Raw genomic sequence first — 24946 nt, forward strand, 5'->3', positions numbered from 1 at the left:
TGCCATCAAGGGAGTTCGATGTTCGATTTTTTGCTTAACCCGTGGCGCAAGTGGCGCGCGTCCCGGCACGCCAGCCATCAACTCGATGCCATCCTGGCGCAGTTTGAGCCCACGCGCAGCCTGGCCGAACGCAATGAATGGCTGATCGAACTGGGCTACTGGCTGCGCCGCGCGGACAGGCCTGCGGGCGCGGCCTCAGAGTCGTGGCGTTATGCCCGCCTGCGTTATCTGCTGCAAGTGCTGGAGAACAATCCGGCCTTGGCAGAGCGCGTCGGGCAGACATTGCGCAGCATCGTGCAGGACAACGATCCGGTGTCGCTGCTGTGCGATACGGGGTTGTCGTCACGCTCGGGTTTCTGGAGCGAATTGATCGACCGCTGGCAGGCGCGCTGGCTGCCGCCCGCCCCGAATCAGGCGCAACTGGCGACATTGTTTGCACTGCTGTTTGTGGGGCCGACCGACGCGCAGTGGGTCGACGGTCTGGACGACGAACTGGTCACGCGCCTTTACGGGCTGTTCCGCGCCGGGATGAGCGATGACGAGCACGCTGTAGGCCAGACACGACTGGAGCGCAGCCTCGGTATCAGCATCCAGATCCTGATCAGCCAGGTGCGCGCGGCCGGGTTGTCGCGCGGCATTCGCAGCCGTATGGACCATGCGGAACTCACCGATTCTCCGTTTTACTTGCTCGCCGATGCGGCCAACGCGATCTTCCTGGAGCGGCCCAACACGGCGCTGGCAAGCCCCGAGCGGTTCCTGCAGGAACTCAACTATTTCCGCGCCGTGCTGGACCGCTGCCGAACGGCGACGGCCAGCGTGTATCAGCATCTGGACGAGAACGGCGTCTCAGTGGAAGTCGTCTTCCAGGTTGAGCGCATGAAGGCGTGGCTGGGCCGTATCGATTTGCTGCTGACGGCATGGGCGGACACGCAGGGCTCGCGTCGCTTCGTGCATATGACGGCCGAGCTGGTGTCGGCCAGCCAGCATCGCCGCAGCGTGGGGTATCTGATCCGCTCCACGTTCGCTGATCTGGCGCGCAAGGTGGTCGAGCGGTCTGCCGAGAGCGGCGAGCACTACATCACCCGCGACGGCAAGGAATACGGGGCGATGGTGAAGGCCGCAGCGGGCGGTGGCGTCATCACGGCGGCCACGGTGTACATCAAGTTCTTCATCACCGGAGCGCATCTGTCGCGCTTTACCGAAGGGCTGTTCGCGTCGATCAACTATGCGCTCAGCTTTCTCGGCATCCATTTCGCGCATTTCACGCTGGCCACCAAGCAACCCGCCATGACGGCGCCCGCGTTGGCGCATCGGCTGGACCAGGTGGGGCGCCAGGAAGGGCTGGACCGCTTTGTCGACGATACCGTCGCCATGATCCGCTCCAACGCGGCAGCGATCGCCGGCAACCTGGTGGCCGTGGCGCCGGTGGCTTTCCTGGTGCAGTGGCTGGCCGGGCGGTTGTTCCATGCGGACCTGATTTCGGCCGCGAAGGCGATGGCGACCATCGAGTCGTTTTCGATTCTCGGGCCGACACCGCTGTACGCCATCTTCACGGGTGTGCTGCTGTGGGCCTCAAGCCTGGCGGCGGGTTGGGCCGACAACTGGTTTGCGCTGCATCGTGTGCACGATGTGATTGCCTATCACCGGCGCCTGCGCTTCATGGTCGGCACCCAGGGCGCACAGCGCATTGCCAGCTTCTGGAAGCGCAATCTGTCGGGCATTGTCGCCAACGTCTCGCTGGGATTCATGCTCGGGCTGGGGCCGGAGATCCTGTCCTTTTTCGGCCCGCATATGGAGGTGCGACATGTCACGCTGTCGACGGGTGCGGTGGCGACGGCCGTGGGCGTGCTTGGCCCCAGCGTCATGCACACCGCGCCGTTCTGGCTTGCCGTGGCCGGCATTGCGCTGATGGGCGTGCTGAACGTTCTGGTGTCGTTTGCGTTGGCCTTCAACATGGCGATGCGCTCGCGCAACCTTCGCGGCGTCGATCGCAAGCGCGTGACGGGCGCCGTGTGGCGGCGCATCTTGCGGGATCCGCTGTGCCTGTTGGTCCCACGTGCCCCGACTGCGAGCACGCCGCCCAGCACCAGCACACCGGTCTAGTGGGGTGCGGGCGCGACAGGTGCGCCCAACTCGCTGCGGAACGGAATCGATGGCTGCGCGCCAAGCCGCGTGACCGACACGGCCGCCGCGGCCTGCCCAAACTCGATGGCCGCAGCGGGGGCCGCATCTTCCGCGAGCGCCGCAGCCAGTGCGCCAACGAACGTATCGCCGGCCGCTGTGGTATCGATGGCGTGCGCTGTGGGGGCCGGCATCAGCACGCGCGAGTGTGCATCCACATAGGCAACGCCGCGCGCGCCCAGCGTGACAATCACGTGCCGCGCGCCTTGCGCGTGGAGATCAGCAGCGGCATCCAGCGCAGCTTCGGGCGAATCGACGGGCCGGGCCGTCAGCAGCGCGGCCTCTGTTTCGTTCGGGATCAGGTAATCGCAGGCGGCCAGCCACGGGGTAGGCAGTGGGCCGATTGCAGGCGCCGGGTTCAGGATGACCGTCTTGTCAAGCCGCTGGCCCAGCTTCAGCGCGCATTCCACCGCATCCGGGGGCGATTCCAACTGACAGACGATCACGCGCGCGCGTTCGAATGCGGCACGCTGCGCTTCGATCATGGCGGGCGTCAGCAATTCGTTGGCGCCGGCCACGATGACGATGGTGTTCTGACCGCTGTTGGCCACGGTCACGCACGCGATGCCGGTGGCCGCTCCGGCGTGCACCGAGACCATCGATGTCTCCACGCCTTCGCGGCGCAGGCCGTCGCGTAACGCAGTGCCGTATGCGTCATCACCGACGCAGCCGAGCATGGCGACGCGGGCCCCCAGGCGGGCGGCTGCCACAGCCTGATTGGCGCCCTTGCCGCCGGGGATGGTTTCCAGCGCAGGGGCTGCAACCGTTTGCCCGGGACGCGGCAAGCGGGGCGTGCGGATCACGAGATCCATGTTCAAGCTGCCGACGATCAGCACGTCGGCAGCGGGGTGCGCGGAAGAGGCGGAAGGGCGCTTGGCCACCATGGCGGGACTACGTTGAAAGCGTGAAAGGAATGCGGAATCAGGCGGCGCGTGCCGGGCGCTCGGGTTCGGCGGTCGACTCCCGCAGAGACAGGCGCGGCGGCAGCACGATGCGGCGCGCACGCGGCTCTTCCACGGGGTGCCGCAGGGCGTTGTCGCCGAGGTGCTCGAGCAGCGTCTGCGCGGTGGTCTCGCCCAGCTGGCGAATCGATTGGCCGACAGTGGACAGCGCCGGATAGACGTAGCGGCTGAGCTCGATATCGTCAAAGCCCATCACGGAAAGCGCCTTCGGCACGGGAATGCCAAGCTCGGCCGCAGCCCGCAGCGCACCGATGCCCATCAGGTCATTGCCGGCAAAGATGGCGGTGGGCATCTCGCCTTCGGTCAGCAGCTGGCGCGCGGCGCGGTAGCCGCCGGGGCTCGTGAAATCGCCTTCGGCAATGCGGGCAGAGGCTTCCGGTACGCCGGCTTCGCGCAGCGCGCGGTGGAAACCGGCCAGGCGCTCTGCCGTCACGCTCAGCGCCGACGGCCCACTGATGCAGGCGATGCGGCGGTGGCCGAGTTCCAGCAGATGCTTGGTCGCCATGTACGCGCCTTCTTCGTGATCCACCTGCACCTGATCGGCCTGGATGCCTTCGGTCGGGCGGTCGACCATCACGATGGGCAGGGCGGATTCACCAAGCGCTTCCACCAATGCCGTATCCGGCCCGGCGCTGCTCACGATGATGCCGTCGACGCGTTTTTCCATCAGCACGCGCAGGTAGTCGCGCTGCTTGCGCGGGTCGTCGTCGGAGTTGCAGAGGATGACGCTGTAGCCGGCGGCAGCGCACACATCTTCAATGCCCCGCGCCAGCTCCGCAAAGTACGGGTTGGTGGCGGTGGGCACGAGCACGCCGATGGTGCGCGTGGTGCGGTGCTTGAGCGAGCGCGCCACGGCGCTGGGCACATAGCGCGTGGCCCGGATGGCTTCTTCCACGCGCTTGCGGGTCTCGGCGTTGACCGGCCTTGTGTTGTTGATGACGTGCGAGACGGTGGTGAACGAAACTCCGGCCAATGCGGCCACGTCCTTGATGGTTGCCATGTCGATCTCCTCTGTCTCTTAATGGTGCTTGCTGCGGTTGCGCTTGCTGCGATAGGTATCCATGACAACGGCCGCGACGATGACCGCGCCCGTGATAATGCGTTTGGTGGGCTCGGAGGCGCCGATCTGCGCAAGGCCCGATTCGAGCACCGAGATGATCAGCACGCCGAACAGCGTGCGCACGACCGAGCCGCGCCCACCCATCAGGCTCGTGCCGCCGATCACCACGGCCGCGATCACCTGCAGCTCCATGCCCACGCCGGCATTCGGGTCGGCGGCTTCCAGGCGCGACACCTGGAACAGCGCAGCCATGCCCGAGAGCAGCCCCATCAGCGCGAACACCGCAATCTTGTAGGGGCGGGGGTTCACTCCCGCCAGCCGCACGGCTTCTTCATTGGTGCCGATGGCCACGAGGTAGCGGCCGAACACCGTGCGCACCAGCACGATCTGGCCAACCACCGTGATGGCAATCGCAATCAGGAACGACGGCGCAATGCCCAGCGCGATGGGGTTGGCCAGCCAGTCGACCGCGCTGCCGATGTACACGGTGCGCGAATCGGTGAGGCTGTAGGCGAGGCCGCGCGCCATTTCCAGCACACCCAGCGACACGATGAACGACGGAATGCCCCAGTGCACCGTGACCGCGCCGGTCAGCATGCCGGCCGCCGTGGCCAGCGCCACGCCCGCCAGCGCCGCGGGCAACAGGCCCCAGCCCAACTTGGTCATGGCGACGGACAGCACCGACGCCGACAGCGCCAGCACCGAGCCGACCGACAAATCAATGCCGCCGATCATCAGGATGAACGTCATGCCCACCGCCATCACCAGCAAGTCGGGGATCTCATTGGCGATGGTTGTGAACGTGGGCAGCGAGAAGAACGTCGGAGACAGCGTGCCGAACAGCGCCAGCATGGCGATCAGCGCGGCGAGCAATCCGCCGATCGTGCCAAGCGACATGCCCAGCGCCGCGCGCGTGCCGGTGCCTGCTGCGGGCGGCGTCGGGGGCAGGGTGGAATCAGAGCGCATCAGCGGTCTCCGAGGGGGATTGAGGTGCTGGTGAATCGGATTCGCCCGATTCACCAAAGGCGGCGGCGAGTAGGGCGTCCTGGCTCCAGCCACCGCGTTGGAAGATGTGCGTGAGCCGCCCGGCGCGCATGACGCCGATGCGGTCACACAACTGCATGAGTTCGCGCAGATCGCTCGACACCACGACCAGCGCCTTGCCTCGCGCCGCCAGCGCCTCGAGCAGCGTGTAGATGTCGAACTTGGCGCCCACGTCCACACCTCGCGTGGGCTCATCGAACAGCAGCACGGGCGTGTCGCGCTCCAGCCAGCGGGCGATGGCCACCTTCTGCTGATTGCCGCCGGACAGTTCACCCACCGGCTGCTCCGGACCCGCGCACCGGACCCGCAGGGCGCCGATGTGCCGCTGCGCCAGCGCACGCTCTTGCGCGGGTTGCAGCCAGCCGCGCTTCGTGACGCCCGGCATGTTGCCCAGCGCGATGTTTGTGGCGATGGGCAGGCTCAGCATCAGGCCTTCGTCCTTGCGGTCTTCGGTGAGCAGGCTGATGCCGTGGCGTACTGCATCGCCTGGCGAGCGGATGCGCGCAGGCGCCAGGGGCGAGCCGACCTCGACGGTGCCCGCATCCGCGCGGTCCGCACCGAAGATCAGCCGCAGCAATTCCGTGCGCCCCGCGCCGACCAGCCCCGCGATGCCGAAGATCTCTCCGGGCGCCACGTCGAAGCTCACGTCCAGCACGGCCGGAGCACGCGTGAGGCCGGTCACCCGCAGCGCAGGTGAGGTGTCGCCGAGCCATGGTTCGCGCGCAGCCCGCTGCGTTTCGGACGAGGCGGCCACGTCGCGGCCGACCATCGCCTGGATCAGCGCATCCTGCGAGACTGTCGCAGCCGGCGCATCGGTCACAAGCTTGCCGTCACGCAGCACGACGATGCGATCGGCAATGCGCGCGAGTTCGTCCAGGCGGTGCGAGATGTAGACGATGGCCACGCCTTCGCGGCGCAGCGCGTCGATGCGCTCGAACAGCGTGGCGCTCTCGTGCGCGCTCAGCATTGCCGTCGGCTCGTCGAGGATCAGCACACGGCATGCGCTGGCCAGCGCGCGGGCAATCTCGATCATCTGCCGGTGGCCGATGCCCAGCGTCTGGACGGGCGTCCACGGGTCGAGGTCAAGGCCCACGCGCGCGAGCGCCTGTTCGGCCCGATGACGCAACGCGGAGCGATCCACAAAACCGAGCCGCCGGGGCAGGTCGCCCAGGAACAGGTTTTCGGCCACCGTCAGCGTCGGCACCATGCTCAGTTCCTGCAGCACCATGCGCACGCCCAGCGCTTCGGCTGCGTTGCGTGAATCGGGTGCGTACAGCGTGCCGGCCAGCGTCATCGACCCAGAGGTCGCAGTCTCGAGCCCGCAGAGGATCTTGGACAGCGTGCTCTTGCCGGCACCGTTTTCTCCCGTGAGCGCAAGCACCTCGCCCGCATGCACGTCGAGATCGATCTCTCGCAGCACGGGGGCGGCGTAGTGCTTGCTGACGGCCGAAACACGCAGCAGCGGTGGGCGCGGTTCGTAAGCGGCAGACATGGCTGGCGGCGGCTGGCCGGTCTGTAAGGTCAGGAACGCGTGACGAGGTTGACCGGCGTCTCGACGACACCGGACAGCTTCGCCTGCGGCGTCTTGGAGGCCAGCGCCTTCAGTGCGGTCTCGATGCCGTAGACGGCTTGCTGATCGGCGTGCTGATCAGCCGTTGCAACGACACGGCCATCTGCCAGCATGGCCTTGATGGCTTCGATGTTGTCATAGCCGCCAATCAACACCTTGCCCAGCTTGCCTGCGGCGCGCACTGCCGATACGGCGCCGATCGCCATATTGTCGTTGCCGCACAGCAGAGCCTTCAAGTCGGGCTCGGAGCGCAGCATGGCAGCCGCCACCTTGTTGCCCTTGTCGATTTCCCATTCGCCCGATTGCACGCCGACGATCTTCAGCTTGGCAGCTTCGGCCGCGTCCTTGAAACCAGCGGTGCGCTGCTGGGCGTTCGTGGTGGTCGGAATGCCTTCGATGATGCCCACGGCGTCGCCCGGCTTGAGCGACTTGGCAACGAAGTCGCCCACCAGTCGCGCGCCCTTGCGGTTGTCCGGCCCCACGAAAGGCACGTTAAGGCCCTTTTCCTTGAGCGCCGCCGGGTCCAGCCGGTTATCGATGTTGATGACGAGAATGCCCGCGTCCACGGCCTTCTTGACGACCGGCACCAACGCCTTGGAGTCGGCCGGCGCCAGCACCAGCGCGTCAACACGCGCGACGAGCATCTGCTCAACCAGGCGGATCTGCCCGGCGGTGTCGGTTTCGTCGCGAATGCCGTTGGTCAGCAGCGTGTACTCAGACGCATGGTCCTTCTGATGCTTGCGCGCGCCGTTCTCCATGGTCAGGAAGAACTCGTTGGCGAGCGATTTCATGACCAGCGCCACCTTGGGCGGCTGATTGGCGGCGTACGCGAGCGAAAACGGGAACGGCAGGGCAGCAGCTACGGCAGAGCCCGCGCCAAGTTGCAGGGCGCGGCGACGGCGGATATCCATGGTGTCTCCTCCAGGAAGAGTCCTATCTGGGGCGGGTGAGTGCGGGGCGTCGTTGCCAGGTCACGCCGTAAGGCATTCCTAAGGGCAATCGCGCCTCGCGCTTCGCAAACGTTTGCGTACATGACAGTCTCGGCTACCGCGTAATAGAAGTCAATGAAATTGCGCTTTTCACCGCATAAGGAAAAACCCGCAGTGACGTCGCGTCTGGCATGGCGCGCAAGTTGCGCTGCGCAAGTGGCGTGATAGCCCTATCGAACGTGGTTGATTGTTTTGGTCCACAATACGGCCTGCCGCGTGGCCATCCCGTTTTTCGGGCTTTGCAAATCCCCTTGCTGCGACGCGGAATCCCCCGACGCCTTAGTTGACCGATTTTGTCGGGTTCCTTTATACTTGAGCAAAACGATCAGGTATTTCCCCGACGCCATGAGATTGACCACCAAAGGCCGCTTCGCGGTCACCGCCATGATTGACTTGGCGCTACGCCAAGAGCAGGGCCCGGTCACGCTGGCTGGCATCAGCCAGCGTCAGAAGATTTCGCTGTCGTATCTGGAGCAGCTGTTCGGCAAACTGCGCCGCCACGAAATCGTGGAAAGCGTGCGCGGTCCGGGCGGCGGCTACAGCCTCGCGCGCCGTGCCGACGACGTGACCGTTGCCGACATCATCATTGCCGTGGATGAGCCACTCGATGCCACCCAATGCGGCGGCAAGGGCAACTGCGGCGGGGAAGAGCATGTCGGCGGTCACACGGGGCGCTGCATGACGCACGATCTGTGGGCCACGCTCAATCAGAAGATGGTCGAGTATCTCGATTCGGTGTCGCTGCAGAACCTGGTCGATCAGCAACGCGAGCGTCAGCCCGAAGTGATTCAGGACATGCGTGAAGCGCGTCCGGCGCGCCGCGAACGTGCCCCGGCACGCGCGCGCACCGTCGACGCCCCGGCGGCCACGTCGGTCGCCGCCGAGCCGGTCAAGCGCGCCCCCCTGGTGAACTCCGTTTTCAGTCTGGCGCAGTCGTAATTGCGCCAGCGTGAGGCCGGCCACGACGCCGGCGTCAGACAAGAACATCGCCCCCCACACAAGGCAGACAAGATATGAGCACCCTGCAGCTTCCCATCTACATGGACTATTCCGCGACGACGCCGGTGGACCCGCGCGTGGTCGACAAGATGATTCCGTACCTGCGCGAGAGCTTCGGCAATCCGGCTTCGCGCAGCCACCCGTTTGGGTGGGAAGCCGAGAAGGCCGTCGAGACCGCGCGCGAGCAGGTTGCCGCGCTGGTGAATGCCGACCCGCGCGAAATCGTGTGGACGTCCGGCGCCACCGAGTCCGACAACCTTGCCATCAAGGGCGCCGCCAACTTCTACAGCAGCAAGGGCAAGCACATCATCACCGTCAAGACCGAGCACAAGGCTGTGCTGGACACGACGCGTGAGCTGGAGCGCCAGGGCTTTGAAGTGACGTACCTGGACGTGAAGGACAACGGCCTGATCGATACCGACGTCTTCAAGCAAGCCATTCGCCCCGACACCATCCTCGCCTCGGTGATGATGGTGAACAACGAAATCGGCGTCATTCAAGACATCGAAACGCTGGGCGAAATCTGCCGCGAGAAGGGCGTGATCTTCCACGTCGATGCTGCGCAGGCGACGGGCAAGGTGGAAATCGACCTGCAGAAGCTGAAGGTCGATCTGATGTCGTTCTCGGCGCACAAGACGTATGGGCCGAAGGGTATCGGTGCGCTGTACGTGCGACGCAAGCCGCGTATCCGCATCGAAGCGCAGATGCACGGCGGCGGCCACGAGCGCGGCATGCGTTCGGGCACGCTGGCCACGCATCAGATCGTCGGCATGGGTGAGGCTTTCCGCATCGCCAAGGAAGAAATGGCGACCGAAAACGAGCGCATCCGCATGCTTCGCGACCGCCTGTACCGCGGCCTGAACACGATGGAAGAGGTCTACGTGAACGGCGACATGGAAGCCCGTGTGCCGCACAACCTCAACATCAGCTTCAACTTTGTGGAAGGCGAGTCGCTGATCATGGCGATCAAGGACGTCGCCGTGTCGTCGGGCTCGGCTTGCACGTCGGCCTCGCTGGAGCCGTCGTACGTGCTGCGCGCCCTGGGCCGCAACGACGAACTGGCACACAGCTCGATCCGCTTCACGGTGGGCCGCTTCACGACCGAAGAAGAAGTCGATTACGTGGTCGAACTGCTCAAGAGCAAGATCGGCAAGTTGCGCGACCTGTCTCCGCTGTGGGAGATGTACAAGGACGGCGTGGATCTGAACAGCATTCAATGGGCGGCGCACTGAGCGCGGCGTTTGACGGATAACAGGCGCCCCCGCGCCAGCCAACGATTGAAAGAGGTGTGAAATGTCTTACAGCAACCAGGTTCTGGACCATTACGAAAACCCGCGCAACGTCGGTTCGTTCGAGAAGGGCGACGATACGGTCGGTACCGGCATGGTCGGCGCGCCGGCTTGCGGCGACGTGATGAAGCTGCAGATCAAGGTCAACGAGCAAGGCGTGATCGAAGACGCAAAGTTCAAGACCTACGGCTGCGGTTCGGCCATCGCTTCGTCGTCGCTGGTAACCGAATGGGTGAAGGGCAAGACGCTGGACCAGGCGCTGGAAATCCGCAACACCGCCATCGCTGAAGAGCTGGCCCTGCCGCCGGTGAAGATCCACTGCTCGATCCTGGCTGAAGACGCCATCAAGGCGGCCGTGGCCGACTACAAGGAAAAGCACGGTTCGGCCGAGCAGAAGGCTGCCTGAGCCCGTTTGGATAGAAAGGACGCAGCATGATCACCCTGACCGACAAGGCCGCGCAGCACGTTTCCCGCTACCTGACCCGCCGTGGCAAAGGCGTGGGCCTGCGCGTGGGCGTGAAGACCACGGGCTGTTCGGGCCTCGCCTACAAGCTCGAATACGCAGATGAGATTGCCGCCGAAGACCAGGTCTTCGAATCCAACGGCGTCAAGGTGATCGTCGATCCGAAGAGCCTGCCGTACATCGACGGCACCGAGCTGGACTACGCACGTGAAGGGCTGAACGAAGGTTTCCGCTTCAACAACCCGAACGTTAAGGACGAATGCGGTTGCGGCGAGTCGTTCCGCGTGTGAGCGGGGCACATTGAAGCAAGCGATTGTCGGTTTCGAGCGGGACGAGGAGGGCCACTGGGTCGCCCGTCTCGCGTGTGGGCACGGGCAGCACATGCGCCACGATCCGCCTTGGCAGCTGCGGCCCTGGACAGAAACCGAAGCCGGGCGCGCCAGCAAGATCGGCGTGGTTGTGGAATGCCTGAAGTGCGATCGGGGTGAACCGGTCGAATAAGGAACACGAAGGAACACGAGGCGGCGCGGCCGCTTTTTTTATTCATGAATTCCGGTTTGTCCGCAAACACGACGCATTTTTCCCTCTTCGGCCTGCCCGAGCACTTCGAGGTCGACGACGACGCGCTGAACGCTGCCTATCGCACCGTGCAGTCGCAGGCGCATCCCGATCGTTACGCCCATGCAGGTGACGCCGAACGCCGCGTTGCCATGCAATGGGCCACGCGCGCCAACGAGGCCTATCAGACGTTGCGTGATCCGCTCAAACGGGCGACGTATCTGCTGCACCTGCGGGGTATCGACGTGCAGGCCGAGAACAACACGGCCATGCCGCCCGCGTTTCTGATGCAGCAAATGGAATGGCGCGAAACGCTCGGCGACGCCAAGGCCGAGCGCAACGTTGATGCGCTCGACGATTTGCTGACCATGCTGCGCAAGGAAAAACGTACGCGCTATCAGGCGCTGTCCGGCCTGCTCGGTGGCGATGGCAACACCGCGGCGGCAGCCGATGCCGTGCGCCAACTGATGTTCATCGAAAAGATCGAACGCGACACCGCCGAGGCTATCAACCGGCTGGACGACTAGAACCCAGAATTTGCGACAATGTTTGGTTTGCCCCGGCAGGCAGCCCACCCGCGCAATCGAGACATCCCCATGGCTTTACTGCAGATTTCCGAACCCGGCGAATCGCCCGCACCGCACCAGCGCCGTCTGGCGGTCGGTATCGACCTGGGCACGACCAACTCGCTGGTAGCCTCCGTGCGCAGCAGCGTGCCGGAAGTGTTGCCCGACGATCAGGGGCGCCCGCTGTTGCCCTCCGTGGTGCGCTATCTGCCCTCGGGCGGCGCCCACATCGGCTACAAGGCGCAGGCCGAAGCCGTGCGCGACCCGAAAAACACCATCATCTCGGTCAAGCGTTTCATGGGGCGCGGCCTGAAGGATGTTGCCCACATCGAGAACACGCCGTACGACTTCGTCGACGCGCCCGGCATGGTGCAGTTGAAGACCGTGGCCGGCGTGAAAAGCCCGGTGGAGGTGTCGGCCGAGATTCTCGCCACGCTGCGGCAGCGCGCGGAAGATACGCTCGGCGATGAGCTTGTCGGCGCCGTCATCACCGTGCCGGCATACTTTGACGATGCGCAGCGCCAAGCCACCAAGGACGCCGCCAAGCTGGCCGGTCTGAACGTGCTGCGTCTGCTGAATGAGCCGACCGCGGCCGCCATCGCCTACGGCCTAGACAACGCCGCCGAAGGCATTTACGCCGTCTATGACCTGGGGGGCGGGACGTTCGACATCTCGGTGCTCAAGCTCACCAAGGGCGTGTTCGAGGTGATGTCGACGGGCGGCGACTCCGCGCTCGGCGGTGACGATTTCGACCAGCGCGTCGTGTGCTGGATCGTCGAGCAAGCCGGCCTGCAACCGCTCTCGGCCGAAGACACGCGCCTGCTGCTGAACAAGGCGCGCGCCGCCAAGGAATGGCTCTCCACCGCTGACAGCACCGAGATTGACGCGATGCTCTCCACCGGCGAGACCGTGCACCTCGTGCTGACCGCCGAGACCTTCGCCGAACTGACGGCCAACCTCGTGCAAAAGACGCTGTCGCCGGTGCGCCGCGCGTTGCGCGATGCAGGCGTGACAGTGGAAGACGTGAAGGGCGTCGTGCTGGTGGGCGGCGCCACGCGTATGCCGATCATCCGTCGTGCCGTGGGGCAGCTGTTTGGCCGCACGCCGCTCACGAACCTCGATCCGGACCAAGTGGTCGCCATTGGTGCTGCCATGCAGGCCAACCTGCTGGCCGGCAACCGTGCGCCCGGTGAAGACTGGCTGTTGCTCGACGTGATCCCGCTGTCGCTCGGCGTCGAGACGATGGGTGGCCTGGTTGAAAAGATCATCCCGCGCAACAGCACGATTCCCGTCGCGCGCGCGCAGGAATTCACCACGTTCAAGGACGGCCAGACGGCGATGGCGATCCACGTGCTGCAAGGCGAGCGCGAACTCGCGAGCGATTGCCGGTCGCTGGCGCGTTTCGAGTTGCGCGGTATCCCGGCAATGGTGGCCGGCGCCGCGCGCATCCGCGTGACGTATCAGGTGGATGCCGATGGCCTGCTCTCGGTGTCCGCACGCGAAACGGTGTCGGGCGTGGAAGCGTCGATCGCTGTGAAGCCGTCGTACGGTCTGGCCGATGACGATGTCGCGCGCATGCTGCAGGAAGGTTTCCAGTCCGCCGAAGACGACATGCGGCGTCGTGCGCTGGCAGAAGAGCGCGTTGAAGGCGAGCGCCTGCTGGAGGCGCTGTCGCAGGCGCTGGCCGCCGACGGCGATCTGCTGTCGCCCGAAGAGCGCGCCGCCATCGACGCCGAAATCGCCGCGCTGCGCACCACCATGCAGGGCGAAGACCACCGCGCCATCAAGGACGCCGTGGATGCCCTCTCGCATGGCACCGACGAATTCGCCGCACGCCGCATGGACCGCGGTATTCGCAAGGCGCTCGCCGGCAAACGCATTGAGGAGCTCGGCTGATCGCCGATTGCATCTCCCAAAACACACTTATCGAACGAGTTTCTTCATGCCACAAATCGTCGTCCTTCCTCACGTCGAATACTGCCCCGAAGGGGCCGTGATCGAAGCCAAGCCCGGCACGACCATCTGCGATGCGCTGTTGGGCGCTGACATCGAGATCGAGCATGCATGCGAGAAGTCGTGCGCCTGCACGACCTGCCACGTGATCGTGCGCGAGGGCTTCAATTCCCTGGATGAGGCGACCGAGAAGGAAGAGGATCTGCTCGACAAGGCCTGGGGCCTGGAGCCGAACTCGCGCCTGTCCTGCCAGGCTAAGGTGGCGGAGACGGACCTGACCGTCGAGATTCCGAAGTACACGATCAACCACGCCAAGGAAAACCACTGAGCCGAGCGGCCAGCGGAGGAGGGAAGCCATCATGAAATGGAACGATATCCAGCAGATTGCCGAAGCGCTGTACGACAAATACCCTGACGTCGATCCCACGCGCCTGAACTTTGTCGACCTGCACAACAAGGTCGTCACGCTGGAAGGCTTTGATGATGACCACAAGCGTGGCGGCGAGAAGTTCCTCGAAGCCATCCAGCAAGCCTGGATCGGCGAAGCGGAATAAGCGCGTAGCCTCAAACGCATGCGCATGAAAAAACCGGCCCGAAGGCCGGTTTTTCTTTGGGGCGAAGGCGACGCCGGATTAACCGGCCACCAGCGTCCCGTTCTCGACATGCACGCGTTCGCCTGCCTGGAAGCCCGGGGCAGCCTTGTACATGAAGCTGCGCGTCGTGCCGTTATCCATGCGGACGTTCACGCGGTATTGGGTGTCGCGGCTGTAGTAGTTTTCGGCCACATGGCCGCCGTAGCCGCCTGCCACTGCGCCGCCGACCGTCGCCAGCGTACGGCCATTGCCGCGGCCGATCTGGTTACCCAGCAGCCCGCCCACCACCGCGCCCCCGATCATGCCGAGGCCCGTTTCCTTGCCTTGCGTGGTGATCGGCGTGACCGACGTCACACGGCCGGCATACGGGCTGGCCGACTGGCGCGGTTGCGTTTGCGCATAGCTCGGATTGTTCGACGACGCGCGTTCAGCGTACGACGGCTCACGGGCGCGCGCTGGAGCGGGCGCCACGTTTTGTGCCGGATACGGAGCAGCCTGGTTCGGTTGCGTCGTCTGGCCCGGCGCCGCCAGCGCCATCGGCGCCGAAGCGCCCGGCATGGCCGCTGCCGACTGGGCTGCCACATTCGGGTCCGTGCTGCCCTGCGTCGCCTTCGAGGTGGGCAGCACGCCGGTAATGGCGGCCACTGCCGTCAGGCTGGCGATGATCACGGCGACAGCGGCCGTCGTCATCAACGGATGCATGCGTCGCGACGACGACGGGACTTGACCCGGCGACGTGCCACCGTATTGCTGACCTTGGTTCGATTGGATGTTGTTGTTCATCTTCGTTCTCCTGCGGCCCGTGATTGGTTCGTGATTCGGCCTTTCGATGATCACAGTGTGGTTCATCGCCCAAACGGATGCCGTTTTAATTTGTAAGCATCTGTACCGAGGTTTTTCCTTTAAAAATCAAGTATTTGGTGCGGTTTGATACATATTGTGGAAACGGCGCGATGTTACAAATAGCGGGGTGGGCGCGGGTTTTGCGGCTGCGCAGGCAACAAAAAACGCCCCCGAAGGGGCGTCTTTCGAAGGCGATCGACCGAACCGATCAGTCTTCGCGGCGCAGATGCGGGAAAAGAATCACGTCGCGGATGTTCGGGCTGTCGGTGAGCAGCATCACCAGACGGTCGATGCCGATGCCGCAGCCGCCGGTCGGAGGCATGCCGTATTCCAAGGCGCGGATGTAGTCGGCGTCATAGAACATGGCTTCTTCGTCGCCGGCGTCTTTCTGTTCGACCTGCTTGCGGAAGCGCTCAGCCTGGTCTTCCGGGTCATTCAGCTCGGAGAAGCCGTTGGCGATTTCGCGGCCGGTGATGAACAGCTCGAAGCGCTCGGTGATACCGGGCAGCGTGTCGGAGCCGCGTGCCAGCGGCGACACTTCGACCGGGTAGTCGATGATGAACGTCGGCTCCCACAGTTGCGATTCGGCGGTTTCTTCAAACAGCACAAGCTGCAGCGTGCCCACCCCGGCGTTCAGGAATTGCGGCGCGTTGGTGTCGATCTTGAACTTCTTCAGCTCAGTGCGGAGGAAGTCGACATCCGCCAGTTGCGCGTCGGTGTATTGCGGCGCGTACTTCTGGATTGCCTGGCAGATGGTCAGGCGATGGAACGGCTTGGCCAGATCCAGCTCGCGGCCCTGGTAAGTGAGCGTGGCGGTGCCCGAGGCGTCGATGGCCGCCTGGCGGATCAGCTGCTCGGTGAAGTCCATCAGCCAGCGGTAGTCCGTGTAGGCCGCGTAGAACTCCATCATCGTGAACTCAGGGTTGTGTCGCGGCGACACGCCCTCGTTACGGAAGTTGCGGTTGATCTCGTAGACGCGCTCGAAGCCGCCGACGATCAGGCGCTTGAGGTACAGCTCGGGCGCGATGCGCAGGAACATCTGCATGTCCAGCGCGTTGTGATGCGTGATGAACGGCTTGGCTGCCGCGCCGCCCGGAATCGGGTGCAGCATCGGCGTCTCGACCTCCATGAAACCGTTGCCGGCCATGAAGTTGCGCAGCGAGGCCATCGCCTTGGTACGGGCGCGGAACGTGTCGCGCGTTTCCTTCGAGACGATCAGGTCGACGTAGCGCTGGCGGTACTTCTGTTCCTGGTCGGCCAGGCCGTAGTAGTCGCCCGGCAGCGGGCGCAGGCTCTTCGAGAGCAGGCGCAGCTCCGTCACTGCCACCGACAGTTCGCCGGTCTTCGTCTTCATCAGCGTGCCGCGTGCGGCCACGATATCGCCCAAGTCCCACTTCTTGAAGCTGGCGTAGACGTCTTCGCCCACGGCGTCGCGGCTGATGTAGAACTGGATGCGGTCGGTGCTGTCCTGCACGGTGGCAAAGCTGGCCTTGCCCATCACGCGCTTGAGCATCATGCGGCCGGCAATGGCCACCTGCACCGGTTCGGCTTCCAGGGCGGCCTGTTCCAGCTCGCGGTACTTGGCTTGCAGATCACCGGCATGGTGCGTCGGGCGGAAATCGTTCGGGAACGCGACGCCTTGCTGGCGGATCTCGGCCAGCTTCTCGCGGCGCTCGGCGATGATCTTGTTGTCGTCCTGCGCCGGCACGGCGGCCGCGGTATTCGATTCGGCCGGGTTGTTCTGTTCGGTCATGATGGTGATGAGAGGAATGTCGGTTCAGGCGATGTTGCGCAGGTCGTCCAGCTCGGTCGCGCCAAAGTCGGGGCGGACGAGGTAGGCGGCGATGCGCGCGGCGGCGTCTTGCGGCGAGACCAGCTCGCCATGCGCGTGCAGATCGCGGAAGCGCTGCACGCCGGCAAAGTTGGCGCCACGGATGGTGCGTTGCATGTCGGTGTCGATCACGCCGGGGGCCAGCGCCACGGCGCGCACGCTGGCGTCGCCATCGGCGTTGATGGCGCGCACGAACATGTCCAGCCCCGCCTTGCCGGCGCAATACGCTGCCCAGCCGGCGATCGGCCGGCGCGCTGCGCCCGACGAGATGGCCAGCACACGGCGCTGCGCGTTCCACGCGGCGGTGCCGCGCAGCAGGGCAGCGGTCAGCGCCATCGGGCCGGCCAGGTTCAGCTGCAGGTGCGGCAGCAGCGTATCGGCGCGCAGCGTATCGATGGTGCCGATCGGCTCGACCGCGCCGGCGTTGAGCACCAGCGTTACGTTGGCAAAAGCGGGCAGGGCGGCAAGCGTCTTGGTCATCCAGGCCTCGGCGGCATGCGCGTCGGACAGGTCGACCTGGTGCCAGTCGAGCGTCACGCCGGCGGCTGCCGCCTGCGCGCGCAATTCGGCGTTATCGCCGCGTGCCACGCAGATGAGGCGGTGACCGGGCTGCATGAGCGCCTGGGCCAGCGCGGCGCCCAGGCCGCGCGAGGCGCCGGTCAATATGAACAGGGACGTGTCAGACATGGCAGTCGCTCAGATTGGGCGCGGATTAGACGCCCTGTTTCAGGCTGGCCTGGATAAACGGATCCAGATCGCCGTCCAGCACCTTCTGCGTGTTGGAGATTTCCACGTTGGTGCGCAGGTCCTTGATGCGGCTTTGGTCCAGCACGTACGAGCGGATCTGATGGCCCCAGCCCACGTCGGTCTTGGCGGCTTCCTGCGCGTCGGCAGCAGCCTGGCGCTTGCGCAGTTCGTGCTCATACAGACGCGACTTCAGCATGGTCATCGCTTCGGCGCGGTTGCGGTGCTGCGAGCGGTCGTTCTGGCATTGCACGACGATGCCGGTCGGGATGTGCGTAATCCGCACGGCCGAATCGGTCTTGTTGATGTGCTGACCGCCCGCGCCGGAAGCGCGATAGGTGTCAACGCGCAGGTCCGCCGGGTTGACCTCGATTTCGATCGAATCATCGACTTCCGGATACACGAAGATCGACGAGAACGACGTGTGGCGCCCGCCCGCCGAGTCGAACGGCGACTTGCGCACCAGGCGGTGCACGCCGGTCTCGGTGCGCAGGAAGCCAAAGGCGTATTCTCCTTCGACCTTGATCGACGCGCTCTTGATGCCGGCCACGTCCCCTTCGGACTCTTCCAGCACTTCGGTCTTGAAGCCCTTGCGCTCGCAGTACTTCAGGTATTGGCGCAGCAGCATCGACGCCCAGTCGCACGCTTCGGTGCCGCCGGCGCCGGCCTGGATGTCGATGAAGCAGTTGGCAGCGTCCATCGGGCCCGAGAACATGCGGCGGAATTCCATGTCTTCGACAATGGCGCGCATGCCAGCGGTATCGGCCTCGATGGCTTCGATGGTGTCGTCGTCGCCCTCTTCGCGGGCCAGCTCGAACAGCTCGGCGCCGCCGGTGAGGTCTTCGTCGAGCTTGGTCAGTGCCAGCACGACGGTTTCAAGCGACTTTTTCTCGCGGCCCAGTTCCTGGGCGCGTTTGGGATCGTTCCAGACCTCGGGGTTTTCGAGTTCTTTATCGACTTCAACTAGACGTTCAGATTTGACGTCGTAGTCAAAGATACCTCCGAAGGTCGTCGGCGCGCGACTTCAGGTCGGCCAACGTGTTCTGGATGGCATTGAGGCGTTCTGCTTCCATGGTGCAAAAATCCGGTCGGAAACCGGAAATTATAGCGGAATCAAGGGGTTTTCCGTCCGCGTAGACCGTCAAAACCGCCATTTTCCGGAGGGGCGCGCCGGGATTTCTGTAGCGGCCACAGGCGTCCCGCCTCGCTTCGGTTAGCATGGCGACCAGTCCACATGGCTTTTGGCGCTGTCCGATGATCATCCGCTCGCTGCTTGATACCGATCTGTACAAGTTCACCATGATGCAGGTGGTGCTGCATCACTTTCCCGGTGCGCACGTTGAATACCGCTTCAAGTGCCGCAACGCGGGCGTCGATCTGGTGCCGTTCATCGAAGAGATCCGCGCCGAGATCCGCCACCTTTGCACCCTGCGCTTTACCGATCCGGAGCTGGATTACCTGCGCGGCATGCGCTTCATCAAGAGCGATTTCGTCGATTTTCTCGGCCTGTTCCATCTCAACGAGAAGTACATCGACGTGCGCCCCGCACCGAGCAACGACGGGCAGATCGAGATCGTCATCGCGGGGCCGTGGCTGCACACGATCATGTTTGAGGTGCCGGTTCTGGCCATCGTCAACGAGGTGTTCTTCAGCCGCACGCAGACGCACCCGCAGTGGGAGGAGGGCAAACGCCGCCTGACCGACAAGCTGGCGTCGCTCAAGCGCCCCGGCCTGGAAGACTGCCGCATTGCCGACTACGGCACGCGCCGCCGCTTTTCGCATACCTGGCACGAGCATGTGCTGCTGGAGACGCGTGCGCAGTTGGGCGCGCAGTACGCCGGCACGAGCAATGTCCACTTCGCCATGAAGCACGGCATGACGCCGCTCGGCACGATGGCGCATGAGTATCTGCAGGCCTGCCAGGCACTGGGTCCGCGCTTGCGCGATTCCCAGACCTTCGCGCTGGAAACGTGGGCCAAGGAATACCGCGGCGATCTCGGCATCGCGCTGTCGGATACCTACGGCTTTGACGCCTTCCTGCGCGATTTCGACATGTTTTTCTGCAAGCTCTTCGATGGCGTGCGCCATGATTCCGGTGACCCGTTCGAGTGGGGCGAGCGCATGCTCAAACATTACGACGACATGCGCGCCGAGCCGAAGTCCAAGGCGCTGATCTTCTCCGACAGCCTCGACATGCCAAAGGTCATCGGCCTGTATGAGCGCTTTCATGGCCGCTGCAAGCTGGCGTTTGGCGTGGGGACCAATCTGACCAACGACCTGGGCTACACGCCGCTGCAGATCGTCATCAAGATGGTCCGCTGCAACGGCCAACCGGTGGCCAAGCTGTCGGATGCGCCTGAGAAGACCATGTGCGACGATCCGGCCTACCTGACGTATCTGAAACAAGTTTTTGGCGTGCAATAAGGCTCACGCCAGCGCCGAATAAGTTTCAACGGCGTTGGCGGATCGTGCTCGAAGCGGCTCGTATAATCGACCGATCTTTCGGAGCCGCCATGGAATCACAACCGGACACCCCCGTCGACCCGCTCGACACCAGCCGCGCACGCGACGCCATCTTTGCGCGCATCCGCAACGCGCAGCATCGTCCCGCGAAACCGACGCAGGGTGAGCGCGACGCCGTGGCGGATTACCTCGCGCGCCATCCCGCCGGCCCGCGCCCGCCGGTGCCCGAAAACCTGGCCGCGCATTTTGCCGAGCAGGCGCTGAAGATGGCCTCCACGCTGGAGTCGGTGGAGGCGCTAGCCGACGTGCCGGCAGCGGTGGCAAGTTACCTGTCTGGGCTGAACCTTCGGCCGCAGGCCGTGGCCTGGACGACATTGCAATCGCTGGACTGGGCGGCTGCCGGAATCGGCATCGAATTCCGTCCGCCCGTGCGTGAGGCCCAAGCCGATCAGGAACACGGCGATCTCGTCGGCATTACGGGCTGCTTTTGCGCAATTGCCGAGACGGGCTCGCTGATGCTGCTGTCGGGGCCGGAGAATGTCGCCTCCACGGCGCTGCTGCCCGAGACGCATATCGCCGTGGTTCCGCAGTCGCGCATCGTCGCCACGCTGGAAGACGCCTATGCGCTGATGCGCGCAGAGCGGGGCGAGCTGCCGCGCGCCACCAACGTCATCAGCGGGCCGTCGCGCACGGGCGATATCGAGCAGACCATCGTGCTCGGTGCACATGGCCCGTATCGCGTGCACGTGATCGTGGTGACGGCCGCCTGAGGCGGCGTCCGGGGCGCATTGCCCCATCAAATATCTGTGGACGTTCAGGAGGCGACAGACCTCAGGCGTTTACACTGGCGTCTTTGTTTGGGTGGCGCGGCGGTGTTTGCCGTGCGCCTACGCTTAGGAGAACGCCGACGTGAAACGCCTCTGGCCCCTTGTCTTCCTGTTTGTCTGTGGCCTGGCGCGCGCCGCTGATGTGAACGGCGCGGAATTGCATCTGTTGTGGGGTGTGCCCTTTGCGGGCATCCTGCTTTCGATTGCCATTGCCCCGCTCATGGTGCCCAAGCTGTGGCACGACCATTACGGCAAGATCGCGGCGGCCTGGGCGCTGGCGCTTCTGGTGCCGTTCGGGATCGCGTTTGGCACGGAGGCGGCCATCGCTTCCGTCAATCACGCGGCCCTTGCTGAATACATTCCCTTCATCGCGCTGATCGCCGCTCTGTACGTTGTCGCGGGCGGTATCTGCATTCGCGGCAATCTGCATGGCACGCCAAAGCTCAATACGGGCTTGATCGCGCTTGGCACGGCGCTGGCCAGCATCATGGGGACGACCGGTGCTGCGATGCTGCTGATCCGGCCTTTGCTGCGCGCCAATGAGGCACGCCGGCATCGGGCGCACGTCGTCGTGTTCTTCATCTTCCTGGTGGCCAATGCCGGTGGCGCGCTCACGCCGCTGGGCGATCCGCCGCTGTTCCTCGGCTTCCTGCAAGGTGTCGATTTCTTCTGGACCACGCAGCATCTGTGGCGCCAGACGCTGACGATGTGGGTGCTGCTGCTGGCGATCTTCTTCCTGATCGATAGCTACCTCTATCACACGGGCAAGGAAGAGCTGCCCAACATCACCGACGCCACGCCGGACGATGCAGGCCCGCTGCGCTTCGAGGGTAACGTCAACTTCGTGCTGCTGGCAGGCATTCTCGGCCTCGTCCTGATGAGCGGGCTGTGGAAGCCCGGCATCGTCTTCTACGTCATGGGCACCGAAGTGATGCTGCAGAACGTTGTGCGCGACATCGGGCTCGTCGCCATCGCGCTGCTGTCGTTGTGGCTCACCCCGGCGAGCGCGCGCGCCGGCAACGAGTTCAACTGGGAGCCCATCCTGGAAGTCGCCAAGCTGTTTGCCGGCATCTTCATCACGATCGGCCCGGTAATTGCCATGCTCAAGGCCGGCGTGGATGGCCCGTTCGCGGGCATCGTCCATCTCGTCAACGACAGCGCGGGCCAGCCGAACAACGCGATGTACTTCTGGGCGACGGGGTTCTTGTCGTCGTTCCTCGACAATGCGCCGACGTATCTGGTGTTCTTCAACACCGCCGGCGGCGACGCGCGCATGCTGATGAGCGAGGGCGCCTCCACGCTGGCCGCCATTTCCGCCGCGGCCGTGTTCATGGGGGCCAACACCTACATCGGCAACGCCCCGAACCTGATGGTCAAGGCCATTGCCGAAAGCCGCGGTCTGCAGATGCCGAGCTTCTTTGGCTACATGCTGTGGTCTGTGTGCATTCTCGTGCCGATTTTCGTTCTGATGACCTTCGTCTTCTTCCGCTAACCGAACGTGTGCTGAACGTATGAAACCCGGAATCCTTGTCACCCGCGCGATGTTTCCCGAAGTGCTCGAGCGCTTGCGTGAGACCTTCGACGTGATCGACAACCAGGCGGACATCGAGTATCCGCCCGAAGCGCTGGCCGAGCGGCTGCAAGGCCGCGTAGGCCTGCTGTCCAACGCCGCCGACACGATCAACGCCGAGCTGATCAGCCGCGTGCCGACGCTGCGCGCGGTGTGCAACATGGCGGTCGGCTACAACAACTTCGATCTTGCCGCGATGACGCGTGCAGGCATCCTGGCGACCAACACGCCGGACATCCTGACCGAGACCACCGCTGATTTCGGCTGGGCTCTCCTGATGGCCGCCGCACGCCGCGTCTCCGAGTCAGAGCGCTGGCTGCGTTCGGGACAATGGAAGCGGTGGACTTATGACATGTTTCTGGGCGCCGAGGTGTATGGCAGCACGCTGGGCATTCTCGGCATGGGTCGCATCGGCCAGGCGCTGGCACGACGCGCGAGCGGTTTCTCGATGCGCGTGATCTATCACAACCGCAGCCGGCTTTCGCCCGAAGTCGAGCAGGACACGCGCGCCACGTATGTCAGCAAGGAGGATCTGCTGAAGGAGGCGGATCACCTCGTGCTGGTACTGCCGTATTCCAAGGAAAGCCACCACGCCATCGGTGCGGCGGAGCTGGCGCAGATGAAGCCGACCGCCACGCTGGTCAACCTCGCGCGCGGCGGCATCGTGGATGACGCCGCATTGGCGCAGGCGCTGGCGGACAAGCGCATCTTTGCCGCCGGCCTGGATGTCTACGAAGGTGAGCCGAAGGTCCATCCGGCGTTGCTGGACGCCGAGCACGTTGCGCTCACGCCGCACATTGCCAGTGCCACCTTGGGCACGCGCCTCGGCATGGCCAACCTGGCGGCCGACAACCTCATCGCGGCGCTGGGCTTCGGCCCGCGCGCGGGGCAGCCGCCCAACTTGTTGAACCCGGATGCGCTGACGCAGCGCGCATCCTCCTGACCGAACGCTGATATGGACTGGTTGGCTTTACTGACGTTGCTGGGCGTGGCCGTGGTGGCCGTGCTGTGTGTGCTGATCTGGCGTGGTGTGTCTCGCCCGGCCGAAAACGATGTATCGCCGACGCTTGCGGCGCTGCAAGATGGGCTCATGCGCGAACTCACGCGCGGCAACGAACGCATCGAGCGAGAACTGCGCGGCGAAATTGCCGAGACGGCCCGCATCGGCCGCAGCGACGTCACGCAACAACTGGGGCAATTTCAGCAGGTGCTGGCCACGCAGCTCACCAGCGTCGCCACGCTGCAGAACAACCAGATCGACACGTTCGCGCAGCAGCTGACCAAGCTGACCGAGACCAACACGCAGCAGCTCGAGGCGGTGCGTCAGAACCTGCAGCAGCAAGCGCAGCAGGCACGCGAAGAGCAGGGCAACGCGCTGCGCCGATTTGGCGAAACGATGCAGCAGCAGCTCGCGCAATTGGGGGAGGGCAACGAGCGTCGTCTGGCCGAGGTACGCGCCACGCTGGAGCAGAAGCTCAAGGACATCGAGGCGAACAACGCGACCAAGCTCGACGAGATGCGCCGCACCGTCGACGAAAAGCTGCACGCCACGCTGGAGCAGCGTCTGGGTGAATCGTTCAAGCTGGTGTCGGATCGGCTTGAGCAGGTACATCGCGGCCTGGGCGAAATGCAGGCACTGGCCCAGGGCGTGGGCGACCTGAAGAAGGTGTTGACCAACGTGAAGACGCGCGGCACCTGGGGCGAGGTCCAGCTTGAGATGCTGCTGGAGCAGATGCTGACGCCCGAGCAGTACGACAAGAACGTCGAGACCGTGCACGGTACGGGTGCGCGCGTGGAGTTTGCCATCCGCCTGCCCGGCAAGACCGATGCCGATCACGATGCCACCGTCTGGCTGCCGATCGATGCCAAGTTCCCGAAAGAGCAGTACGAACGCCTGCTCGACGCACAGGAACGTGCCGATGCCGAAGCCGCTGCCGGCGCGAGCCGCGAGCTGGAAGTCGCGGTGCGCAAGGAGGCGCAGACCATCCACGAGAAGTACATCGCGCCGCCGGCCACGACCGACTTCGCCATCCTGTTTCTGCCGACGGAAGGTCTTTACGCTGAAGTGCTGCGCCGCCCCGGCCTGACGGATGAGCTGCAGCGCAAGTTCCGCGTGACGGTGGCGGGGCCGACCACGCTCACCGCGATCCTCAACAGTCTGCAGATGGGCTTCCGAACGCTGGCGCTGGAAAAGCGCTCCAGCGAAGTCTGGCAGGTGCTCGGCGCCGTAAAGAGCGAGTTCGGAAAGTTTGGCGACGTGCTGGCCGCGACGAAGAAAACGCTGGAGCGCGCCGTCAGCAACATCGAGCAGGCCGAGGTGCGTACGCGGCAGATGAATCGCAAGCTCAAGGCCGTGGAGGCATTGCCGAGTGATTCCGCGCAGAGCGTGCTGGGGCTGGAAACCGCCGTGCCGCCGGATGAGGAAATCGAGGCCGATTAAG

General features: G+C 64.6%; 24 protein-coding genes. 15 read left to right on the forward strand and 9 right to left on the reverse strand.

Annotated features, from left to right (window positions below; translation table 11 throughout):
• Positions 1 to 18 precede the first annotated feature (18 nt).
• On the forward strand, positions 19 to 2103 hold the full coding sequence (locus tag R2669_RS17760; RefSeq protein WP_316901555.1) for a site-specific recombinase: 2085 nt from the start codon (positions 19 to 21) through the stop codon (positions 2101 to 2103).
• Here the strand turns inward: R2669_RS17760 and rbsK are convergent.
• From rbsK to R2669_RS17785, 5 genes are read right to left on the reverse strand one after another with little or no spacing between them, the layout of a single operon-like run.
• Entirely contained in the window at positions 2100 to 3065 is a 966-nt protein-coding gene (rbsK, locus tag R2669_RS17765; protein WP_316901557.1) for a ribokinase, read from the reverse strand. The genes R2669_RS17760 and rbsK overlap by 4 nt on opposite strands.
• 37 nt (positions 3066 to 3102) lie before the next feature.
• Positions 3103 to 4143: a LacI family DNA-binding transcriptional regulator gene (locus R2669_RS17770; protein WP_147214196.1), complete on the reverse strand. Its 1041-nt coding sequence runs from the start codon at positions 4141 to 4143 to the stop codon at positions 3103 to 3105.
• A gap of 18 nt (positions 4144 to 4161) precedes the next feature.
• Positions 4162 to 5169: an ABC transporter permease gene (locus R2669_RS17775; protein ID WP_316888092.1), complete on the reverse strand. Its 1008-nt coding sequence runs from the start codon at positions 5167 to 5169 to the stop codon at positions 4162 to 4164.
• Positions 5159 to 6739, reverse strand: coding sequence for a sugar ABC transporter ATP-binding protein (locus R2669_RS17780; RefSeq protein ID WP_316901559.1), 1581 nt, complete (start codon positions 6737 to 6739; stop codon positions 5159 to 5161). The genes R2669_RS17775 and R2669_RS17780 overlap by 11 nt, the downstream gene beginning before the upstream one ends.
• Before the next feature lie 29 nt (positions 6740 to 6768).
• Positions 6769 to 7728, reverse strand: coding sequence for a sugar ABC transporter substrate-binding protein (locus R2669_RS17785; RefSeq protein WP_147214198.1), 960 nt, complete (start codon positions 7726 to 7728; stop codon positions 6769 to 6771).
• Between the two features lie 423 nt (positions 7729 to 8151).
• Here R2669_RS17785 and iscR point away from each other — a divergent pair, with 423 nt between their 5' ends.
• The 9 genes from iscR (at position 8152) to iscX (ending at position 14188) form a co-directional block, all read left to right on the forward strand.
• Positions 8152 to 8745: a Fe-S cluster assembly transcriptional regulator IscR gene (gene iscR / locus R2669_RS17790; protein WP_027677787.1), complete on the forward strand. Its 594-nt coding sequence runs from the start codon at positions 8152 to 8154 to the stop codon at positions 8743 to 8745.
• 74 nt (positions 8746 to 8819) lie between these two features.
• Complete coding sequence (locus R2669_RS17795; protein ID WP_316901561.1) at positions 8820 to 10037, forward strand: IscS subfamily cysteine desulfurase; 1218 nt, start codon at positions 8820 to 8822, stop codon at positions 10035 to 10037.
• A gap of 61 nt (positions 10038 to 10098) precedes the next feature.
• Positions 10099 to 10500 carry a Fe-S cluster assembly scaffold IscU gene (gene iscU / locus R2669_RS17800; protein WP_004635709.1) on the forward strand — a complete coding sequence of 134 codons (402 nt, stop codon included), beginning with the start codon at positions 10099 to 10101 and terminating at the stop codon, positions 10498 to 10500.
• Between the two features lie 26 nt (positions 10501 to 10526).
• Positions 10527 to 10847 carry an iron-sulfur cluster assembly protein IscA gene (gene iscA, locus R2669_RS17805; protein ID WP_027677785.1) on the forward strand — a complete coding sequence of 107 codons (321 nt, stop codon included), beginning with the start codon at positions 10527 to 10529 and terminating at the stop codon, positions 10845 to 10847.
• 10 nt (positions 10848 to 10857) lie between these two features.
• Positions 10858 to 11058: a DUF3565 domain-containing protein gene (locus R2669_RS17810; RefSeq protein ID WP_147214200.1), complete on the forward strand. Its 201-nt coding sequence runs from the start codon at positions 10858 to 10860 to the stop codon at positions 11056 to 11058.
• Positions 11059 to 11102: 44 nt separating this feature from the next.
• Positions 11103 to 11642 carry a Fe-S protein assembly co-chaperone HscB gene (hscB, locus tag R2669_RS17815; protein ID WP_316901563.1) on the forward strand — a complete coding sequence of 180 codons (540 nt, stop codon included), beginning with the start codon at positions 11103 to 11105 and terminating at the stop codon, positions 11640 to 11642.
• Positions 11643 to 11711: 69 nt separating this feature from the next.
• Positions 11712 to 13577 carry a Fe-S protein assembly chaperone HscA gene (hscA, locus tag R2669_RS17820; protein WP_316901565.1) on the forward strand — a complete coding sequence of 622 codons (1866 nt, stop codon included), beginning with the start codon at positions 11712 to 11714 and terminating at the stop codon, positions 13575 to 13577.
• 46 nt (positions 13578 to 13623) lie between these two features.
• Positions 13624 to 13962, forward strand: coding sequence for an ISC system 2Fe-2S type ferredoxin (gene fdx / locus R2669_RS17825; protein WP_147214203.1), 339 nt, complete (start codon positions 13624 to 13626; stop codon positions 13960 to 13962).
• A gap of 31 nt (positions 13963 to 13993) precedes the next feature.
• Positions 13994 to 14188 carry a Fe-S cluster assembly protein IscX gene (gene iscX, locus R2669_RS17830; RefSeq protein WP_316888083.1) on the forward strand — a complete coding sequence of 65 codons (195 nt, stop codon included), beginning with the start codon at positions 13994 to 13996 and terminating at the stop codon, positions 14186 to 14188.
• A gap of 78 nt (positions 14189 to 14266) precedes the next feature.
• Here the strand turns inward: iscX and R2669_RS17835 are convergent, their stop codons facing one another.
• The 4 genes from R2669_RS17835 to prfB form a co-directional block, all read right to left on the reverse strand.
• Positions 14267 to 15010 (reverse strand): glycine zipper 2TM domain-containing protein, encoded by a 744-nt coding sequence (locus R2669_RS17835; protein WP_316888082.1) that lies wholly within the window; start codon positions 15008 to 15010, stop codon positions 14267 to 14269.
• Positions 15011 to 15278: 268 nt separating this feature from the next.
• Positions 15279 to 16823, reverse strand: coding sequence for a lysine--tRNA ligase (gene lysS, locus R2669_RS17840; RefSeq protein WP_316901566.1), 1545 nt, complete (start codon positions 16821 to 16823; stop codon positions 15279 to 15281).
• A gap of 24 nt (positions 16824 to 16847) precedes the next feature.
• Positions 16848 to 17588 (reverse strand): SDR family oxidoreductase, encoded by a 741-nt coding sequence (locus R2669_RS17845; RefSeq protein WP_316901568.1) that lies wholly within the window; start codon positions 17586 to 17588, stop codon positions 16848 to 16850.
• A gap of 25 nt (positions 17589 to 17613) precedes the next feature.
• Positions 17614 to 18718, reverse strand: a protein-coding gene (prfB, locus tag R2669_RS17850) for a peptide chain release factor 2 (RefSeq protein WP_102064856.1) whose coding sequence is annotated in 2 segments (ribosomal slippage) — positions 17614 to 18636 and positions 18638 to 18718 — 1104 coding nt in all. Because the reading frame shifts where the segments join, the coding sequence is not laid out codon by codon here.
• Positions 18719 to 18899: 181 nt separating this feature from the next.
• On the opposite strand from prfB, the gene pncB reads away from it, so the two are divergent.
• From pncB to R2669_RS17875, 5 genes are all read left to right on the forward strand, one after another.
• Complete coding sequence (pncB, locus tag R2669_RS17855) at positions 18900 to 20069, forward strand: nicotinate phosphoribosyltransferase (protein WP_316888078.1); 1170 nt, start codon at positions 18900 to 18902, stop codon at positions 20067 to 20069.
• A gap of 89 nt (positions 20070 to 20158) precedes the next feature.
• Complete coding sequence (locus R2669_RS17860; protein WP_316901570.1) at positions 20159 to 20878, forward strand: LutC/YkgG family protein; 720 nt, start codon at positions 20159 to 20161, stop codon at positions 20876 to 20878.
• A 139-nt stretch (positions 20879 to 21017) separates the two neighbouring features.
• Positions 21018 to 22427 carry a sodium:proton antiporter gene (locus tag R2669_RS17865; protein WP_147214209.1) on the forward strand — a complete coding sequence of 470 codons (1410 nt, stop codon included), beginning with the start codon at positions 21018 to 21020 and terminating at the stop codon, positions 22425 to 22427.
• 19 nt (positions 22428 to 22446) lie between these two features.
• The gene (locus R2669_RS17870; protein WP_316888075.1) at positions 22447 to 23448 is read left to right on the forward strand and encodes a 2-hydroxyacid dehydrogenase; all 1002 of its coding nucleotides are present in this window, start codon (positions 22447 to 22449) and stop codon (positions 23446 to 23448) included.
• A gap of 12 nt (positions 23449 to 23460) precedes the next feature.
• Positions 23461 to 24945 carry a DNA recombination protein RmuC gene (locus tag R2669_RS17875; protein WP_316888072.1) on the forward strand — a complete coding sequence of 495 codons (1485 nt, stop codon included), beginning with the start codon at positions 23461 to 23463 and terminating at the stop codon, positions 24943 to 24945.
• Position 24946 lies beyond the last annotated feature (1 nt).

The sequence above is a fragment of the Ralstonia edaphi genome, from assembly GCF_958350185.1.
In the GTDB taxonomy this organism is placed as follows: domain Bacteria; phylum Pseudomonadota; class Gammaproteobacteria; order Burkholderiales; family Burkholderiaceae; genus Ralstonia; species Ralstonia edaphi.

Excerpts from the sequence above, each read along its gene's own strand:
- R2669_RS17760 (WP_316901555.1), top strand. The coding sequence starts at position 19 with ATGTTCGATTTTTTGCTTAACCCGTGGCGCAAGTGGCGCGCGTCCCGG.
- rbsK (WP_316901557.1), bottom strand. The coding sequence starts at position 3,065 with ATGGTGGCCAAGCGCCCTTCCGCCTCTTCCGCGCACCCCGCTGCCGAC.
- R2669_RS17770 (WP_147214196.1), bottom strand. The coding sequence starts at position 4,143 with ATGGCAACCATCAAGGACGTGGCCGCATTGGCCGGAGTTTCGTTCACC.
- R2669_RS17775 (WP_316888092.1), bottom strand. The coding sequence starts at position 5,169 with ATGCGCTCTGATTCCACCCTGCCCCCGACGCCGCCCGCAGCAGGCACC.
- R2669_RS17780 (WP_316901559.1), bottom strand. The coding sequence starts at position 6,739 with ATGTCTGCCGCTTACGAACCGCGCCCACCGCTGCTGCGTGTTTCGGCC.
- R2669_RS17785 (WP_147214198.1), bottom strand. The coding sequence starts at position 7,728 with ATGGATATCCGCCGTCGCCGCGCCCTGCAACTTGGCGCGGGCTCTGCC.
- iscR (WP_027677787.1), top strand. The coding sequence starts at position 8,152 with ATGAGATTGACCACCAAAGGCCGCTTCGCGGTCACCGCCATGATTGAC.
- R2669_RS17795 (WP_316901561.1), top strand. The coding sequence starts at position 8,820 with ATGAGCACCCTGCAGCTTCCCATCTACATGGACTATTCCGCGACGACG.
- iscU (WP_004635709.1), top strand. The coding sequence starts at position 10,099 with ATGTCTTACAGCAACCAGGTTCTGGACCATTACGAAAACCCGCGCAAC.
- iscA (WP_027677785.1), top strand. The coding sequence starts at position 10,527 with ATGATCACCCTGACCGACAAGGCCGCGCAGCACGTTTCCCGCTACCTG.
- hscB (WP_316901563.1), top strand. The coding sequence starts at position 11,103 with ATGAATTCCGGTTTGTCCGCAAACACGACGCATTTTTCCCTCTTCGGC.
- hscA (WP_316901565.1), top strand. The coding sequence starts at position 11,712 with ATGGCTTTACTGCAGATTTCCGAACCCGGCGAATCGCCCGCACCGCAC.
- fdx (WP_147214203.1), top strand. The coding sequence starts at position 13,624 with ATGCCACAAATCGTCGTCCTTCCTCACGTCGAATACTGCCCCGAAGGG.
- iscX (WP_316888083.1), top strand. The coding sequence starts at position 13,994 with ATGAAATGGAACGATATCCAGCAGATTGCCGAAGCGCTGTACGACAAA.
- R2669_RS17835 (WP_316888082.1), bottom strand. The coding sequence starts at position 15,010 with ATGAACAACAACATCCAATCGAACCAAGGTCAGCAATACGGTGGCACG.
- lysS (WP_316901566.1), bottom strand. The coding sequence starts at position 16,823 with ATGACCGAACAGAACAACCCGGCCGAATCGAATACCGCGGCCGCCGTG.
- R2669_RS17845 (WP_316901568.1), bottom strand. The coding sequence starts at position 17,588 with ATGTCTGACACGTCCCTGTTCATATTGACCGGCGCCTCGCGCGGCCTG.
- pncB (WP_316888078.1), top strand. The coding sequence starts at position 18,900 with ATGATCATCCGCTCGCTGCTTGATACCGATCTGTACAAGTTCACCATG.
- R2669_RS17860 (WP_316901570.1), top strand. The coding sequence starts at position 20,159 with ATGGAATCACAACCGGACACCCCCGTCGACCCGCTCGACACCAGCCGC.
- R2669_RS17870 (WP_316888075.1), top strand. The coding sequence starts at position 22,447 with ATGAAACCCGGAATCCTTGTCACCCGCGCGATGTTTCCCGAAGTGCTC.
- R2669_RS17875 (WP_316888072.1), top strand. The coding sequence starts at position 23,461 with ATGGACTGGTTGGCTTTACTGACGTTGCTGGGCGTGGCCGTGGTGGCC.